Origin of the sequence: Nocardiopsis tropica, assembly GCF_042660575.1 — a bacterium.
GTDB lineage: Bacteria > Actinomycetota > Actinomycetes > Streptosporangiales > Streptosporangiaceae > Nocardiopsis > Nocardiopsis tropica.
On the sequence record NZ_JBHSUF010000009.1, the window covers coordinates 1 to 15,138 of the forward strand.

The window sequence follows — 15,138 nt, forward strand, 5'->3', positions numbered from 1 at the left end:
GGGGCGCGCGTGCGGGGGGCCGGGCGGGGCACACGCAGGGTGCGCCGCCCGGCGGGCCGCCGGGCCCCCTCCGCCGGGGCGGGCCCCGGCACGCTCCCGCGCGGGGCACGGCCGGGCACGGACGAGCCCACGCTCGGCGAGTTCGTCCGCCGGCACGGGTTCAGCCCCTACATGACGGCCCACTTCCTCCTCCCCCTGGTCTCGGCGGTCTGGTCGTGCCCGCCCGGCGCCGCCACCGACTACCCCGCCCGCTACCTCTTCGCCTTCCTCGCCAACCACGGGATGCTCGGCGTGTGGGGCTCGCCCCGCTGGCGCACCGTCGTGGGCGGCTCCGGCTCCTACGTCGAGCGCATCGCCGGGAACCTGCACGCGGTGCGCACCGGCAGCCCCGTCCGCTCCCTGGCCCGCACCGCCGACGGCGTGCGCCTGCGCACCCCCACCGACACCCTCGACTTCGACGCGGCGGTCGTCGCCACCCACGCCGACCAGGCCCTCGCCCTGCTCGAACGCCCCACCGACGCCGAGCGCGAGCTCCTGGGGGCCTTCGGCTACTCCCGCAACCCGACCCTGCTGCACACCGACACCTCCGTGCTGCCCCGCGACCGCTCCACCTGGGCCAGCTGGAACCACCGGCTCGCCTCCTGCGAACCCGACCGGGACCCCGTGCGGGTCAGCTACCACATGAACCGGCTCCAGGGCCTGGACGCCGCCGACCAGTACGTGGTCACCCTCAACGGGACCGACAGGGTCGACCCCGCCCGGGTCGTGGCCGCCGCCGACTACGCCCACCCCGTCTACACGCCCGCCTCCCTGGCCGCACAGCGCCGGCTGCCGGAACTCGACGACGGCGTGGTCGCGTTCGCCGGCGCCCACCACGGCTGGGGCTTCCACGAGGACGGGTGCGCGTCGGGCGTCCGGGCCGCCGCCTCCCTGGGGACCCTCTGGTGAGGCCCGCACCCGCGCCCGCCCTGTACGAGGCGACCGTGCGCCACGTGCGCGTCGAACCCGTGCGCAACGCCTTCGCCCACCGCACCTACTACTGGCTGGTCGACCTGGACGACCTGCCGCGCCCGCCGCTGCCGCTGCGCCTCCTGGCCGGGTTCCGCGCCGCCGACCACGGGCCGGCCGGGGCCGCCCCCGCAGGGCCGCCGCGCGCGGACATCGACGGCTACCTCGCCGAGCACGGCGTCGACCTGGAGGGCGGACGCGTGCTCATGCTCGCCCACGCCCGGGTCCTCGGCCACGTGTTCAACCCCCTGACCGTCTACTGGTGCCACCACCGCGACGGCCGCCTCGCCCGCGTCGTCGCCGAGGTCCACAACACCTACGGCGGACGCCACCGCTACCTGCTGGAGGTGGACGGGCGCGGCCGTGCGCGGACCGGCAAGGCGCTGTACGTGTCGCCGTTCAACGACGTCGACGGCCACTACCGCGTCAGCCTCCCCGAACCGGGCGAGCGACTCGCCCTCACCATCGCCCTGCACCGCGAGGGCCGGCCCCCCTTCACGGCCTCCGTGCACGGCGTCCGGCGCCCCGCCACCGCCGCGTCCCTGCTCCTGCGGGCGCTGCGGTACCCCCTCGCACCCCTGGTCGGAGCCCTGCGCATCCGCGTCCAGGGCGTCGCACTCCACTTGCGCGGCCTGCCCGTCCGGCCCCGCCCCGACGGGCCGCCGCCCAGCACAGAGGAACGGAAGGCAGCACGGTCATGACCACGACCAGTCCCCACACGCCGCAGGCCCTGGACGCCCGCAGATGGCCCGACGTGGCCCGGGTCCCCGGCGTCCCCCTGCGCGCCCTCGCGGCCCGCGCCCTCACCGGGTACGCCGCCGCGCGCGCGGGAGTCCGCGTGCACACCGGGCCCGAGGACCCCGGCCCGGACCCGGGGGGCGACCGCGCCGGGGCCCCGGTCCTGTGGCTGCGCGACCCGGACGCCTTCCACCGGCGCCTGGCCGCCGGCGGACTCATCGGCTTCGGGGAGTCCTACATGGCGGGCGAGTGGGACTCGCCCGACCCCGTCGCCCTGCTCACCCGCCTGGCGGGGGACTACGCGAACCTCGTGCCGCGGCCCCTCCAGCCGCTGCGCCACGTCACCCTGCCGCGGCGGCCCCCCTCGGACCGCAACACCCGGGCGGGCGCGCGCCGCCACATCAGCCACCACTACGACCTGTCCAACGACCTGTTCGCGGTCTTCCTGGACCGGACGATGACCTACTCGTCCGGCCTGTTCGCCGGGGACGAGCCGCGCGACCGGGAGACGCTCGCCCGGGCCCAGGAGCGCAAGATCGACCGCCTGCTGGACGGCGCCCGGGTCACCGCGGGCACCCGCCTGCTGGAGATCGGCACCGGCTGGGGCGAGCTCGCGATCCGGGCCGCCCGCCGGGGCGCCCGCGTCACCACCGTCACCCTCTCCGCCGAACAGCGCGACCTGGCGCGCGCCCGCGTCGCCGACGCCGGGGTCGCCGACCTGGTCGAGGTCGAACTGTGCGACTACCGCGACGTGCGGGGCGTCCACGACGCCGTCGTCAGCGTGGAGATGGTCGAGGCCGTCGGCGAACGCTACTGGCCGGTCTACTTCGCGGCGCTGGACCGGCTGGTCCGGCCCGGGGGCCGGGTGGCCCTCCAGAGCATCACCATGGAGCACGGCATGATGCGGGCCTCGCGCGGCTCCTACACCTGGATGCACAAGTACGTCTTCCCCGGCGGGCTCATCCCCTCGGTCACCGCCGTCCAGGAGCAGCTGCGGGCCCGCACCTCCCTCGCGGTCGTCGACCGGCTGTCCTTCGGCCGCGACTACGCCGACACCCTGCGCGTGTGGCGGGAGAGCTTCGACGGAGCGGCGGACAGGGTCCGCGAACTCGGCTTCGACGACACCTTCCGCCGCATGTGGTTCTTCTACCTCGCCTACTGCGAGGCCGGATTCCTGTCCGGGATCATCGACGTCGAGCAGATCATCATGGAGCGTGCCCGGTGACCACCGATACCACCACCGCGACCACCGACCCTGTCGGCACGACCGCGGCGACCGCCCCGGCGCCCGGTGCGGCGGGGGGACCGGGGGCGGGGACCTCCGCCCCGCGCGGCGCCGCCCACTTCCTCGCGCCCCTCGTCGCCGGCCTGTTCAACGGGGTCATGCCCGTCCGGCTGCGCGCCTGGGACGGCAGCGAGGCCGGACCCGCCGACGCGCCGCGCGTGGTCCTGCGCGACCGCGACGCCGTGCGCCACGTCCTGGCCCGCCCCGGAGAACTCGGACTCGCGCGCGCCTACGTCACCGGCTCGCTCGACGTCGAGGGCGACCTCACCGACGGGCTGCGCCGCGCCTGGGCGAGCGTCGCCCGCCACGGGACCTCCCTGCCCGGGCCGGTGGAGGCCGCCAGGGCAGCCCGCGCGCTCGTGGCCCTGGGCGTGGTCGGTCCGCCCCCGCCCGCGCCCTCCGCCGAGGCCGCACTGAGGGGGCGCCGCCACTCGCGCGCACGCGACGCGGCCGCCATCGCCCACCACTACGACGCCGGCAACGACCTGTACGAACTCCTCCTGGACGAGTCCATGGCCTACTCGTGCGCCTACTGGACCAGCGACGACCCCGGCTACACCCTCGCCGACGCCCAGCGGGACAAACTCGCCCTGGTGTGCTTCGAACTCGGCCTGTCCGAGGGCGACCGCCTCCTCGACGTCGGCTGCGGCTGGGGCTCCCTCGCCCTGTACGCCGCCCGGCACCACGGGGCGGCGGTCACCGCCGTCACCCTGTCCGCCCGCCAGCGCGACCACGTCGCCGACCGCGCCCGCGCGGAGGGGCTCGACGGCCTGGTCGAGGTCCGGCTCCAGCACTACGGGGACGTGGACGACACGGGCTTCGACGCCGTCGCCTCCATCGAGATGGGCGAGCACGTGGGGCGCGACGGGTACGCGTCCTTCGCCCGCGCCCTGCGCGCGCGGCTGCGGCCCGGCGGGCGCCTGCTCCTCCAGCAGATGTCCCGGCGCGGCAGGCATCCTGGAGGGGGCCCGTTCATCGAGCGCTACATCGCCCCCGACATGCACATGCGTCCGGTCGGGGAGACGGTCGGCCTGCTGGAGGACGCCGGGCTGGAGGTGCGGGGCGTGCGGGCCATGCGCGAGCACTACGTGCGCACCGCCCGCGCCTGGTCCGCCGAGCTGGAGCGCCGCCACGGGGAGCTGGTGGACCTGGTGGGCGCCGAGTCGGCGCGCGTGTGGCGGCTCTACCTGGCCGGGGGAGCGCTGGCCTTCGAGGAGGGGCGCATGGGCGTGGACCAGGTCCTCGCCGTACGGCCCGGCCGCACCCCGTCCCCCTCCGGGCACGCCCGCGCGCAGGGGGCCGGCCGTCCCGCCGGTTCCGGTGGGACGGCCGGGGCCGGGGAGCCCTGCGGGGGCGCCCGGTGAGCGCCGCCGCGCTCCTCCCCACCCTGGCCGTGTCCGCCGCGGCCGTGGCCGCGCTCATGCTCGCGACCTTCGCCGTCGGCCTGCGCGTGGGGCGGCACAGCGTCGTGGACGCGGCCTGGGGGGCGGCGTTCGTCCTGGTCGCGGCGGCCTGTGTCCTGACCGCGACCGGCGACCCGGTCCGCGTCTGGCTCCTGTTCGGGCTCACCGCCGTGTGGGGCGTGCGCCTGGCCGTCCACATCGGCCGGCGGGGCCGGGGCAAGGGAGAGGACCCGCGCTACGAGCGCCTGCTCTCCCGGGCCCCCGGCAACCCGCACCTGTACGCCCTGCGGATCGTCTACCTCCTCCAGGGCGCCCTGGTCCTGCTGGTCGCCCTGCCGGTCCAGGCGGCCGCGCACACCACCGCCCCGCTCGGCCCGCTCGCCGCCCTCGGCGTGCTCGTGTGGCTGGCGGGGTTCGTGTTCGAGTCGGTCGGCGACGCCCAGCTGGCCCGGTTCAAGCGCGACCCGGCCAACCGGGGTCGGATCATGGACCGGGGACTGTGGGCGTGGACGCGCCACCCCAACTACTTCGGCGACGCCTGCGTGTGGTGGGGGCTGTTCCTGGTCGCCCTGGACGGCTCGTGGTGGGTGCTGCTCACGCTGCCCGCGCCGCTGGTGATGACCTACCTCCTCACCCGCGGGTCGGGACAGCGCCTGCTGGACGAGCACATGGCGGGGCGGCCCGGCTGGGCCGACTACGCCCGGCGCACCAGCGCGTTCGTCCCCCTGCCGCCGAAGCGGGGGAGAGGCGGGCCCCGCTGAGCCGCGGGCCGCTTTCCGGCGGCCGTCCCGGGGCCGCGTGCGCCGGGGCGGCCCGAGTCCTCGCCCCCGCATCCCGGTGGCGCGGGCGCGCCAGGGCCTCTGCGGCGGTGGCGGGCCCCTCCGTACCCGGGGTCCGGCACCGCCCCGCCGGGCCGCCGTGCCCCCGCAGCACCCGTCAGTCCCGGTCGGGGTTCCGGTCCGGGAGCCCGGCGGCGCGCCGCAGACGGGCGAACTCCTCGGTGAGCGGCCCCAGCAGCCAGTGCGCGTTCCGGCCGCTGGGGTTGGGCAGCAGCCACACCCGGGTGTCGCCGATCGACATGTCCTGGGGCCCCACCGCCGCGCGGCGGTCGCCGAAGGCCTCCCGGTAGGCGGTGATTCCCAGGACGGCCAGCCACCGGGGCCGCCTGCGCAGGACCTTGGCCCGGAGCCTCTTCCCGCCCTCGACGATCTCCTCCCGGCCCAGCTCCTCGGCCTGGGCCGTGGCCCGCTCCACGAAGTTGGTGATCCCCAGGCCCAGGGCCAGGAACTCCTCCTCCTCGTCGGGCCGGAGCCGTCGGGGGGTGAAGCCGGAACCGTGCAGGGAGGGCCAGAAGCGCGTGCCCGGCTTGGCGAAGTGGTGTCCGACCGCGCCCGCGGTCAGACCGGGGTTGATACCGCAGAAGAGCACGTCGAGGCCGTCCCTCACCACGTCCGGGACCACTCTGCCGCGCGCCGCCTCCAGCTCGGCCTTGCTCGGGCCGGGCGTTCTCCTGGAGGCGCGCGCGGCCGGGCGCGGGGGCCCCGCCTCCGGCGGTGCGTCTCCGGTCCGTCCGCTCGCGTGGTCCATGGACTCCCCTTCCCGTGGCCCGGGGCCGGCGGCGCGGGGAACCGTGCCGCTGTCGGTGCCCCTTCCCGGGGCCGCCGCGTCCACACCCCCGGGGCGCGCCACCGTGCGGGGGCGCGCCCCGGGACACCGCCCGGACCGGCGCCCGCGGGCGCGCACGCGGCACACCCCGGGCCCCGGGCCCCGGGCCCCGGCGGAGGCCGGGTCCGGCCTCCGCGGAGGACCTACACCGAGGGGATCTGCCCGCCGTCCACCCGGACCGTCGAACCGGTGACGTAGGCGGCCTGGCGGCTCGCCAGGAACGCGGCCACCGCCCCGTACTCCTCCGTGGTGCCGTAGCGCCCGGCGGGGATCTGGGCGCTCGACTCGCTGCGCACCTCCTCGAACGGGCGGCCCTCGCGCTCGGCGCGGCCCCGGTCCAGCGAGTCCGTGCGGGGCGTGGTGATCCGGCCGGGGACGATGACGTTCACGGTCACCCCGTCCGCCGCCACCTCGTTGGACACCGTCTTGGACCAGGCGTGCAGCGAGGCCCGCAGGGTGTTGGAGATGCCCAGGTTCGGGATGGGCGTGATCGGCCCGGACGAGGTGCTGGTGATGATCCGGCCCCAGCCGCGCTCGCGCATGCCGCCGACCACGGCGTCGGTGAGCCGGATGACGGGCAGGACCATGGACCCGTACATGTCCTCCCACACCCCGGCCTGCTGGCCCAGGGCGGGGGTGGGCGGCGGTCCGCCGGTGTTGTTGACCAGGATGTCGACCGGGCCGAGCTCGGCGGCCACCCTTTCGACGACCCCGGCCGCGCCCCCGTGGTCGGCCAGGTCCCACTCCACGGCCAGCGCGGACACGCCGTGCTCGGCGCACGCCGCGACGGTGGCCTCCAGGCGCTCCTTGTCACGGCCGGTCACGGCCACGTGCACGCCCTCGGCGGCCAGGGCGACGGCGATGGCCCTTCCCAGGCCGGAGCTGGCCGCGGTGACCAGAGCGACCTTTCCCGCGATCCCCAGATCCATGTCTCTCCTCACGGTTCCTACCAGTGCTGACGGCATCCTGGCAGCACGCCTCCCCCGCGGTGAAACCGGGGGCCGATCACCGGGCGGCCCCGCCGGGACCGCCGGAGCGACGCCCGCCGGGCCGGGCCGACCGGCGCCCGCGGCGCGACTCCGACCCGGGAGGGCGCCCGGCGGGGCGGCGGGGGCGGGCCGCCGAGCCGCGGGGGCGCATACGGGCAGGTCGGCGGGGTCGGGCCGGGTCGGGCGGGTGGGGGAGCGCCGGGCACGGGGCTTCAGGGGCCTGCGCACCGGGGGCGGGGCCGGGCGACCGCCCGGCCCCGCCCCCTGCCCGGCGGGTCAGCCCCCGTGCGGGACCACCACGGCCCGTCCGGAGACCTCGCCCGCCTCCAGCTTCCGGTACGCCTCCAGGGCGTCCTCCATGCCGAACCGCTCCACGTCGGGGCGGATCTGCCCCGCCCGGTACATGTCCACGACCTCCCACAGGTCCTCCACCGTGCCCCAGTAGGTGTTGGTGATGTAGGACTCGTAGGGGGTGGTGAAGAACGAGAACTCGCGGGTGCCGCCCGCGATGCCCACGACCGTCAGCCGGCCGCCCTGGGCCAGCGTGTCCGCCGCCGTCGCGATGGTCGGGGTGATGCCCACGAAGTCGAAGGCGGCGTCCACGCCCCGGCCGCCGGTGATCTCGCGGATCTCCTCCGCCTGCCGGGCGCCCGCCCCGACGGTGACCGCCCCGTTCTGCTCCGCACGCGCGCGGGCCTCGGGCTTGACGTCGGTCGCGATCACGGTCGCCCCGGTGAGCGCGCGCAGGATCTGCACGCCGATCTGTCCCAGCCCGCCCAGGCCGATGACCAGGGCGTGGCGGCCCCCGCCCTCCAGGTGCGGTAGCGCCTGCTTGACGGCGTGGTACGGGGTCAGCCCCGCGTCGGACAGCGGCGCCGCGTCCACCGGGTCGGCGTCGCCGAGCGGGACGAGGTGGTGGGCGGGCACGGTCACGTACTCGGCCATGCCGCCGTCGCGGCCGAGACCGACCGCCAGGTAGGGCATGGTCGCGACGTTCTCGCAGTAGGTGTCCTGGCCCTTGGCGCACTTGCGGCAGTGGCCGCAGCCGATCGGGCCGTAGGCCAGGTAGGCCTCGCCGACCTTCACGCGCTCGCTCACGCCCTCGCCGAGTTCCTCGACCCACCCGGCGTTCTCGTGGCCCAGGACGAACGGCGGCCTCTGCGCCCCCGGCTGCCCCTCCTTGAAGTGGCGGTAGACGCTCACGTCGGAGTGGCACGCGCCCGCGCCGGCGACCCGGAGCAGGACCTCCCCCGGGCCGGGAGAGGGCTTGGGGACGTCGGTGAGTGACGGAAACTGCTCGTAGTTCTCGAAGACCACGGCTCGCATAGGGCGCTCCCCCAACTGTCACAGGGACACGTCGGCGCGCACGTGCGGCACTCTCCGTGTCCGGTCGGCCGCTTGACGCTATCAGCGCAGTTGGCGGAAGTCTGTCAATGAACGTCCCGAAAAGCGTTCTTTGTTTTTGACCCGGACGATGAGTTCCCGGTCCCCTCCTGGTCCGTACACATGAACGAAAAATCCAGGAGAAAGGTCGCGATGAACGGCAAGACACGGACCGGCGGGGCGCCTCCGCGCGCGGACGGACGGACCTGGCTCGGCCTCGCGGTACTGGCCCTGCCCACCCTGCTGCTCTCCCTGGACATGAGCGTCCTCTACCTGGCCCTGCCGCACCTGGCGGCCGACCTGGAGCCCAGCGGCCCCCAGCTGCTCTGGATCATGGACGTCTACGGCTTCATGATCGCCGGGTTCCTCGTCACCATGGGGACCCTCGGCGACCGGGTCGGCCGCAGGCGGCTGCTGATGATCGGCGCCGCCGTCTTCGGGCTCGCCTCCGCCGCCGCGGCGTTCTCTCCCACCGCAGAGGCGCTCATCGCCGCCCGCGCGCTCATGGGCGTGGCCGGGGCCACCCTCATGCCCTCCACCCTCGCCCTGATCAGCAACATGTTCACCCACCCGGGACAGCGGGCGGTCGCCATCTCCGTGTGGACGAGCTGCTTCATGGGCGGCACCGCCTTCGGCCCGGTCGTCGGGGGCCTGTTCCTCCAGTGGTTCTGGTGGGGCTCGGTCCTCCTGCTCGGCGTGCCCGTCATGGTGCTGCTGCTGGTCTGCGCGCCCCTGCTCCTGCCCGAGTTCCGGGACCCGGAGCCGGGCCGCCCCGACCTGTTCGGCGTCGCCCTGTCCCTGGCCGCGATCCTGCCCGTCGTCTACGGCCTCAAGACCGCCGCGGGCGGAGGCCCCGTCCTGGCGCCCCTGGCCGCCGTCGCCGTCGGACTCGCGGTGGGAGCGGTGTTCGTCCGCCGCCAGCTGCGCCTGACGGAGCCGCTGCTGGACCTGAGGCTGTTCCGCCGCCCCGGGTTCGCCCCCTCCCTGGGGGTGATGATGGTCGGCGCCGTCGCCATGGGCGGCACGTTCCTGCTGCTCAGCCAGTACCTCCAGCTGGTCGCGGGACACTCGCCGCTGGTGGCCGGCCTGTGGCAGGTGCCCCCGGCGCTCGCCATGGTCGCGGCCACCCTGGTCGCCGCGCCCCTGGCGGCCCGGATCGGGCGCGCCAACGTCATCGGCGGCGGCATGTTCGTCAGCGCCGCCGGGTTCGTCCTGCTGTTCCTGGTCCCCGCCGAACAGGGCACCCCCCTCCTCGTCACCGGGCTCCTCCTGGCCTCGATCGGCCTCGGGCCCGGGGCGGCCCTGCTCACCGACATCGTCGTCGGGGCGGCGCCCAGGGAGCGCGCCGGCGCCGCCGCCGCCATGTCCGAGACCAGCGGGGAGTTCGGCATCGCCATGGGCGTGGCCCTCCTGGGCAGCCTCGCCGCCGCCGTCTACCGCACCGGGACCGCCGTCCCCGAGGGCGTCCCCGACCAGGCGGGGGAGACCCTCGCCGGGGCCGTCGCCGTCGCCGCGGAGCTGCCCGCCGACCTGGCCGCCCAGCTGCTCGGGCCCGCGCGGGAGGCGTTCACCCTGGGCCTCAACGCGGCCGGGGCGGTCGGCGCCGCGGCCATGGTCGTCTTCGGGACGGTTGCCCTCGTGCTCCTGCGCTCCGCACCGTCCGCGGAGGACGCGGTCGGGGGAAACGGGGACGGTCCCGTGCCCGGAGCCGGGGCGCCGCCGGCGGACGACGGGTCCGCGAGGGTTCGCGCGGCGGCCGATGAGTCCTGACCCCCGACCGTGTCTGTACGGGTGGGAGCCCGGAACGCCCGGGACGACACCCGGCCGCAGCCCCTCACGGGGAAGCGGCGCCGACGACCCGCGGAGGACACCATGGCCCGCCCCAACCTCGACAGCATGCTCCTGGCCACCACCGACCCCGACCGGCTGCACGCCTGGTACGCCGCCGTCCTGGACCCCCGGGCAGACGACTCCATGGACGGCTACCGGGTCCTGCGGTTCGGCACCTTCCACCTGCTCATCGACCGCCGGGACGACGTCGGCCCCGTCTCCGCCGACCCCTCCCGGATGATCCTCAACTTCGACGTGGACGACGCCCGCGCCGTCGCCGCCCGCATGGACGCGGCGGGGACCGAGTGGCTCGCGCCCCTGGAGGACCGCGACGGCAGCCTGTTCGCCACCGCCAAGGACCCCGACGGCAACCTCGTCCAGATCGTCCAGCTCAGCGATGAGCACCGCGCCGAGATGGAGGACGGCGCGTGAGCGGGACACGCCCCTCCCCGACAGCAACACTGTGACCAGCACAAACGCAAACATGAGGGAGAACGCCATGTTCGACACCACGAGGGCCTTCGCGTCCTTCGCCGTCCCCGACGCCGCGAGGGCGCGCGCCTTCTACGGCGACACCCTCGGCCTGGCCGTGGGCCCCGTCGAGGGCATGGAGGACGAGGGCCTGTTCGACATCGACCTGGGGGAGGGGCGGGCGGTCCTCGTCTACCCCAAGCCCGACCACGAGCCCGCCGTGTTCACCGTCCTCAACCTCGTCGTCGACGACGCCGAGGCGGCCGTGGACGAACTTGCCCGGCGGGGCGTGCGGACACTGCGCTACGACGGCTTCGACCAGGACGCCAAGGGGATCGTGCACGGCTCCCCCACGGTGGCGTGGTTCGCCGACCCGTTCGGCAACGTGTGTTCTGTCATCCAGGAGGCGTAACGTGACAGCCGTGGTGGAAAACGCGTCCGACCAGGACTTCGCCAGGCTCGCCGACCCCTACCGGCGCGAGCTGTACGCGCACTGCTACCGCATGCTCGGTTCGGTGCACGACGCCGAGGACCTGGTCCAGGAGACCTACCTGCGCGCCTGGAAGGGCTTCGACCGGTTCGAGGGCCGCTCCAGCCTGCGCACCTGGCTCCACCGGATCGCCACCACGGCCTGTCTCACCGCCCTGGAGAGGCGCCGCAGGCGCCCCCTGCCCACCGGGCTCGGCGGGCCCTCCGCACCCGACGGGGAGCTCGCCGACCGCTCGGAGGTCCCCTGGCTGGAACCGGTGCCCGACGCCCTGGTCGGCGCGGACGACCCCGGCTCGGTCGTGGCCGCGCGCGAGAGCGTGCGCCTGGCCCTGGTCGCCGCGCTCCAGTACCTCCCGGCCAAGCAGAGGGCGGTGCTGATCCTGCGCGACGTCCTGCGGTTCAGCGCCGCCGAGGTCGCGGACGTCCTGGACACCTCCGTGCCCGCCGTCAACAGCCTGCTCCAGCGGGCCCGCGCCCACCTGGCGCGCGAGGCGCCCACCGAGGAGGCGGTGTCCGAGCCGCCGCCGGGCCAGGGCGAGATCCTCGCCAGGTACGTGGAGGCCTTCGAGGCCTACGACATCCCCGCGATCACCGAGCTGTTCACCGCCGACGCGGTGTTCGAGATGCCGCCGTACACCACGTGGGTGCGCGGGGCGCGGGACATCGGCCGCCTCATCTCCACCCACTGCCCGGCCTCCGGCCCCGGCGACATGGTCCTGCTGCCGACCCGCGCCAACGGACAGCCCGCCTTCGCGGTGTACATGCGCGGCGGCGACGGCGTCCACCGGGCGTTCGGGCTCCAGGTCCTGGACCCCGTCCCGGAGGGGGTCGCCCACACGGTGATGTTCTTCGACACCTCCCTCTTCCCGCACTTCGGCCTGGCGCCGAGCCTGTAGCGGCCCGGCTCCGGGCACGCGGGGCCCGGCCCGCCCGAGCGGGGCGCGGGCCCCCGCGGAACGGCCCGCCGGGGCCCGCCGTGTGGGATCCTCACCCCGCGCGCAGCGCCCCGTGCAGGGCCTCCGCGAACTCCTCCGTGTGCGTGTCGTACCCCAGGTGGTCGCCCGGGAAGGGGACCGGCTCCGTCCCGAGCCGACCGGCGAGCGCGAGCCCGATGTCGTGGATGAGCGCCCCCTCGGACCCCGTGCCGAGCCCCACCACCACCCGGGCCCCGTTCTCGGACAGGGCCTCCACGTCCGGGCGGTACAGGGAGATCGGCAGGAGCCCGTGGGCCAGGAAGTACTCGAAGTTGGCGCTGACCCGCTCGAAGGTGGCGGCCTCCTCGGGGTCGGAGGGGACGCCGTCGCCCTGCGCCCCCTCGCCGGCGTCCAGGCCGTTGAGCCCCAGGAACTCGCGGATGGCCGCGTCGGCGCCCTCGTTCAGGTAGGTGTCGTACACGTGCCGGTCCGCGGCCACGGCGTCGGAGGGGTCGTCGAGCATCAGCACGCAGGCCGGCTCGTGCGCGACGAGCACCCTCACCAGGTCGGGGCGCCCGGCCGCCAGGGCCAGGCCGATCTGGCCTCCGCCGCTGGTGCCGAACACGTACGCGGGGCCGCCGCCCAGCGCCTCGACCAGGCGGGCGGCGTCGTCGCCGTGCACGTCCACCCGCTGCTCGACGGGGTCGCCGTCCAGGGCGCTGCGCGAGTTCCCGCGCGGGTCGTAGGCGACGGTCGTGTACCGGTCGGCGAGCCGCCGGGCGAGGCCGGCGAGGACCCCGGCGTCCTGCGGCCCCCCGGGGATCAGCAGCAGCACCGGGCCGGAGCCGCGGACCTCGTGGTGGATCGTGGCGCCCGGCACCTTCAGGGTGCGGACCTCGGGCTCGTGGTGCGACATCGGAATCTCCTCCTCGAAGGGTGTGCGCGGACGCGGGGCGCGGCGGCGTTCACGCGCTGCTGCTCACCACCATGCGGTTGCCCTCGCTGTCGCGGAACTCGGCGACCGTGAGCCCCGGCCGGTAGGGCGCCTCCTGCGGCTCGGTGACGATCTCGACCCCCTCGGCCCGGAGCGCGGCGACCGTCCCCGCGACGTCGTCGTCCACCAGCACCATGACGGGTTCGGGGGAGGGGGTTTCGTCGCCACGCCGGATGAAGTGCAGGGACGTGGTGGCGCCCGGGAGGCCGAGTTCGATCCACCGCCACCCGTCGTCGCCCATGGGCGCGTCCGCGACCACCCGGCAGCCGAGCTTGCCGGTGTAGAACGCCTTGGCCCGCTCCTGGTCGAACACGGGAAGCTCGGCGAACTGTACGTGCATCGTCGTCACATCTCCTCGGAAGGCCTCTGCGGAGGCCGGTACAAAACTAGACTGTCCAGTACCGTACTTGCACCAAACTAGACCGTGCAGTACCAATGGGTCAAACGGGACGGACGACGAGGACGGGCGGTCGCGCGACGGTGTCGGACACACAGAACCCTCCGGGCGGGGCCGAGGGCGGGGGCCGCTCCGCGCGCAAGCGCCGCGCCATCCTGGACGCGGCGCGGGAGGTCTTCCTCCGGGGCGGCTACCTCGGCACCAACATGGACGAGATCGCCGCGCTCTCCGGGGTGTCCAAGCAGACCGTCTACAAGCACTTCGGCAGCAAGGAGTCGCTGTTCGTCGAGATCGTCACCGGCATGACCTCCGGGGCGGGCGACACCGTCCACGAGCGGCTGCCCGAGCCCACCGAGGACGACGACCTGGCCGAGTACCTGCGCGACTACGCGTACCGCCAGCTCACGGTGGTGCTCACCCCCGACCTGATGCGGCTGCGCCGCCTCGTCATCGGCGAGGTCGCCAGGTTCCCCGAACTCGCCCGGGTCCTCCACGAGAACGGGCCCGCGCGCGCGATGCGCGCCATGGCCGGCCTGTTCGAGCGCCTGGCCGGGAGCGGGCGCCTCGACGTGGCGGACCCGGCCACCGCCGCCTCCCACTTCAACTGGCTGGTCATGGCCGAGCCCGTCAACCGGGCCATGCTCCTGGGCGACGAGGCCGTCCCGCCCCCGGAGGAGCTGCGCCGCCACGCCGAGGAGGGGGTGCGGGTGTTCCTCGCCGCGTACGGCCGCGGGTCCGGGCGGCCGGCGGAGTAGTCAGGGACGGGGCGGGGCGGCGGGCGCCGTCGGCACTGCCGCTCGCCCGGTCCAGGGAGGCCGTCCGACCGGGGCGCTTCCGGCCGGGGAGCTTCCGGAAGGGAACGGCCCGGCCGGGCCCCTCGCGGGGCGGCGACGGCCGTGTTCCCCGTGCGGGCGCGGGTGCACCTGCGGTGCGCGTGCAGGTGCACCCCTCCCGCGTACGTGCCGGCCTGGTACGGGGCCGGGAGGCTTCGGTCGTGAGGGGCGCCCGCGGAGAGCGGCGGGGCGCCGGGTCACTCGGCGGGGACCGTGAACTCCGCCCAGATCGCGGCGCCCACCCCCTCGTCGGGGAACAGGGCCCGGCGGGTGCCCCAGCGCTCCGCGAGGCGGTCGATCAGGACCAGCCCCTGCCCCAGGGCCACGTCCGGCCACACCTGGCCCAGGCCCTCGCACGGGAAGTGCGGCACGGTGCTCTGCTCGCCCTCGCCGACCATCGACAGGCACAGCACCGACCCCCGGCCGGGCACGCCGTACAGGGTCAGCGTGCGGAGCATGCGGCCCCCGCGGGCGTCGGGCCCGGCGTACTCCACCGCGCTCGAGAACATCTCGCTCGCGCAGAGCACCATGTCCGAGACCAGGTCCTCCGTGACGTTCGTGAGCATCTCCAGGTCGGCGCGCAGCTCGGATCTCACCCGGCTCGCCCCCGTCGGGACGCGCGGGTACACGCGGGGGCTCCACCGCCATCCGGGGGCGGCGGTCTGTGGACTGTACGGCGTGATGGACATGAGACTTCTCCCTCTGGAGCTGTGCGGCGGGCCGTGGCCCGGGGCTGTCT

Annotated in this window: 16 protein-coding genes; 10 read left to right on the forward strand and 6 right to left on the reverse strand. The window is 75.5% G+C overall.

The features are described from left to right. From ACFQBR_RS15830 to ACFQBR_RS15850, 5 genes are all read left to right on the forward strand, one after another. On the forward strand, nucleotides 1-948 hold a 948-nt coding region (locus ACFQBR_RS15830), incomplete at its 5' end, for an NAD(P)/FAD-dependent oxidoreductase (RefSeq protein WP_378553693.1). Then, on the forward strand, nucleotides 945-1,709 hold the full coding sequence (locus ACFQBR_RS15835; RefSeq protein ID WP_344185900.1) for a DUF1365 domain-containing protein: 765 nt from the start codon (nucleotides 945-947) through the stop codon (nucleotides 1,707-1,709). The genes ACFQBR_RS15830 and ACFQBR_RS15835, both read left to right, overlap by 4 nt. After that, complete coding sequence (locus ACFQBR_RS15840) at nucleotides 1,706-2,971, forward strand: cyclopropane-fatty-acyl-phospholipid synthase family protein (RefSeq protein WP_344185901.1); 1,266 nt, start codon at nucleotides 1,706-1,708, stop codon at nucleotides 2,969-2,971. Before ACFQBR_RS15835 ends, ACFQBR_RS15840 begins: the two co-directional genes overlap by 4 nt. Further along, nucleotides 2,968-4,395: a cyclopropane-fatty-acyl-phospholipid synthase family protein gene (locus ACFQBR_RS15845; protein ID WP_344185902.1), complete on the forward strand. Its 1,428-nt coding sequence runs from the start codon at nucleotides 2,968-2,970 to the stop codon at nucleotides 4,393-4,395. The genes ACFQBR_RS15840 and ACFQBR_RS15845 overlap by 4 nt, the downstream gene beginning before the upstream one ends. Before the next feature lie 56 nt (nucleotides 4,396-4,451). Continuing rightward, the gene (locus tag ACFQBR_RS15850) at nucleotides 4,452-5,195 is read left to right on the forward strand and encodes a DUF1295 domain-containing protein (protein WP_378553813.1); all 744 of its coding nucleotides are present in this window, start codon (nucleotides 4,452-4,454) and stop codon (nucleotides 5,193-5,195) included. A 175-nt stretch (nucleotides 5,196-5,370) separates the two neighbouring features. On the opposite strand, the gene mug is transcribed toward ACFQBR_RS15850, so the two are convergent. The 3 genes from mug to ACFQBR_RS15865 form a co-directional block, all read right to left on the reverse strand. After that, the gene (mug, locus tag ACFQBR_RS15855; protein ID WP_344185904.1) at nucleotides 5,371-5,916 is read right to left on the reverse strand and encodes a G/U mismatch-specific DNA glycosylase; all 546 of its coding nucleotides are present in this window, start codon (nucleotides 5,914-5,916) and stop codon (nucleotides 5,371-5,373) included. 326 nt (nucleotides 5,917-6,242) lie between these two features. Then, complete coding sequence (locus ACFQBR_RS15860; protein WP_267945550.1) at nucleotides 6,243-7,028, reverse strand: SDR family oxidoreductase; 786 nt, start codon at nucleotides 7,026-7,028, stop codon at nucleotides 6,243-6,245. Between the two features lie 336 nt (nucleotides 7,029-7,364). Beyond that, nucleotides 7,365-8,414 carry an NAD(P)-dependent alcohol dehydrogenase gene (locus tag ACFQBR_RS15865; RefSeq protein ID WP_344179211.1) on the reverse strand — a complete coding sequence of 350 codons (1,050 nt, stop codon included), beginning with the start codon at nucleotides 8,412-8,414 and terminating at the stop codon, nucleotides 7,365-7,367. A 210-nt stretch (nucleotides 8,415-8,624) separates the two neighbouring features. Between ACFQBR_RS15865 and ACFQBR_RS15870 the strand changes: the two genes are divergently transcribed. The 4 genes from ACFQBR_RS15870 (at nucleotide 8,625) to ACFQBR_RS15885 (ending at nucleotide 12,157) form a co-directional block, all read left to right on the forward strand. Beyond that, on the forward strand, nucleotides 8,625-10,241 hold the full coding sequence (locus tag ACFQBR_RS15870; protein ID WP_344179213.1) for an MFS transporter: 1,617 nt from the start codon (nucleotides 8,625-8,627) through the stop codon (nucleotides 10,239-10,241). 102 nt (nucleotides 10,242-10,343) lie between these two features. Then, nucleotides 10,344-10,733: a VOC family protein gene (locus ACFQBR_RS15875; RefSeq protein WP_344179216.1), complete on the forward strand. Its 390-nt coding sequence runs from the start codon at nucleotides 10,344-10,346 to the stop codon at nucleotides 10,731-10,733. A 67-nt stretch (nucleotides 10,734-10,800) separates the two neighbouring features. After that, entirely contained in the window at nucleotides 10,801-11,184 is a 384-nt protein-coding gene (locus ACFQBR_RS15880) for a VOC family protein (RefSeq protein ID WP_267950437.1), read from the forward strand. A 1-nt stretch (nucleotide 11,185) separates the two neighbouring features. Next, nucleotides 11,186-12,157, forward strand: coding sequence for a sigma-70 family RNA polymerase sigma factor (locus ACFQBR_RS15885; RefSeq protein WP_344179218.1), 972 nt, complete (start codon nucleotides 11,186-11,188; stop codon nucleotides 12,155-12,157). 91 nt (nucleotides 12,158-12,248) lie between these two features. Here ACFQBR_RS15885 and ACFQBR_RS15890 read toward each other — a convergent pair whose 3' ends face one another. Then, nucleotides 12,249-13,091 (reverse strand): alpha/beta fold hydrolase, encoded by an 843-nt coding sequence (locus tag ACFQBR_RS15890; protein WP_344179220.1) that lies wholly within the window; start codon nucleotides 13,089-13,091, stop codon nucleotides 12,249-12,251. Nucleotides 13,092-13,140: 49 nt separating this feature from the next. Then, complete coding sequence (locus ACFQBR_RS15895; RefSeq protein ID WP_267945544.1) at nucleotides 13,141-13,509, reverse strand: VOC family protein; 369 nt, start codon at nucleotides 13,507-13,509, stop codon at nucleotides 13,141-13,143. A 140-nt stretch (nucleotides 13,510-13,649) separates the two neighbouring features. Here ACFQBR_RS15895 and ACFQBR_RS15900 point away from each other — a divergent pair, with 140 nt between their 5' ends. Beyond that, nucleotides 13,650-14,321 (forward strand): TetR/AcrR family transcriptional regulator, encoded by a 672-nt coding sequence (locus ACFQBR_RS15900; protein WP_344179222.1) that lies wholly within the window; start codon nucleotides 13,650-13,652, stop codon nucleotides 14,319-14,321. Between the two features lie 275 nt (nucleotides 14,322-14,596). Here the strand turns inward: ACFQBR_RS15900 and ACFQBR_RS15905 are convergent, their stop codons facing one another. Continuing rightward, a complete protein-coding gene (locus tag ACFQBR_RS15905) occupies nucleotides 14,597-15,088 on the reverse strand; it encodes an ATP-binding protein (protein ID WP_344179224.1) in 492 nt (163 codons plus the stop codon). Between the last annotated feature and the right edge of the window lie 50 nt (nucleotides 15,089-15,138).

Excerpts from the sequence above, each read along its gene's own strand:
- ACFQBR_RS15890 (WP_344179220.1), bottom strand. The coding sequence starts at position 13,091 with ATGTCGCACCACGAGCCCGAGGTCCGCACCCTGAAGGTGCCGGGCGCC.
- ACFQBR_RS15905 (WP_344179224.1), bottom strand. The coding sequence starts at position 15,088 with ATGTCCATCACGCCGTACAGTCCACAGACCGCCGCCCCCGGATGGCGG.
- ACFQBR_RS15840 (WP_344185901.1), top strand. The coding sequence starts at position 1,706 with ATGACCACGACCAGTCCCCACACGCCGCAGGCCCTGGACGCCCGCAGA.
- ACFQBR_RS15860 (WP_267945550.1), bottom strand. The coding sequence starts at position 7,028 with ATGGATCTGGGGATCGCGGGAAAGGTCGCTCTGGTCACCGCGGCCAGC.
- ACFQBR_RS15875 (WP_344179216.1), top strand. The coding sequence starts at position 10,344 with ATGGCCCGCCCCAACCTCGACAGCATGCTCCTGGCCACCACCGACCCC.
- ACFQBR_RS15880 (WP_267950437.1), top strand. The coding sequence starts at position 10,801 with ATGTTCGACACCACGAGGGCCTTCGCGTCCTTCGCCGTCCCCGACGCC.
- ACFQBR_RS15870 (WP_344179213.1), top strand. The coding sequence starts at position 8,625 with ATGAACGGCAAGACACGGACCGGCGGGGCGCCTCCGCGCGCGGACGGA.
- ACFQBR_RS15850 (WP_378553813.1), top strand. The coding sequence starts at position 4,452 with ATGCTCGCGACCTTCGCCGTCGGCCTGCGCGTGGGGCGGCACAGCGTC.
- ACFQBR_RS15865 (WP_344179211.1), bottom strand. The coding sequence starts at position 8,414 with ATGCGAGCCGTGGTCTTCGAGAACTACGAGCAGTTTCCGTCACTCACC.
- ACFQBR_RS15895 (WP_267945544.1), bottom strand. The coding sequence starts at position 13,509 with ATGCACGTACAGTTCGCCGAGCTTCCCGTGTTCGACCAGGAGCGGGCC.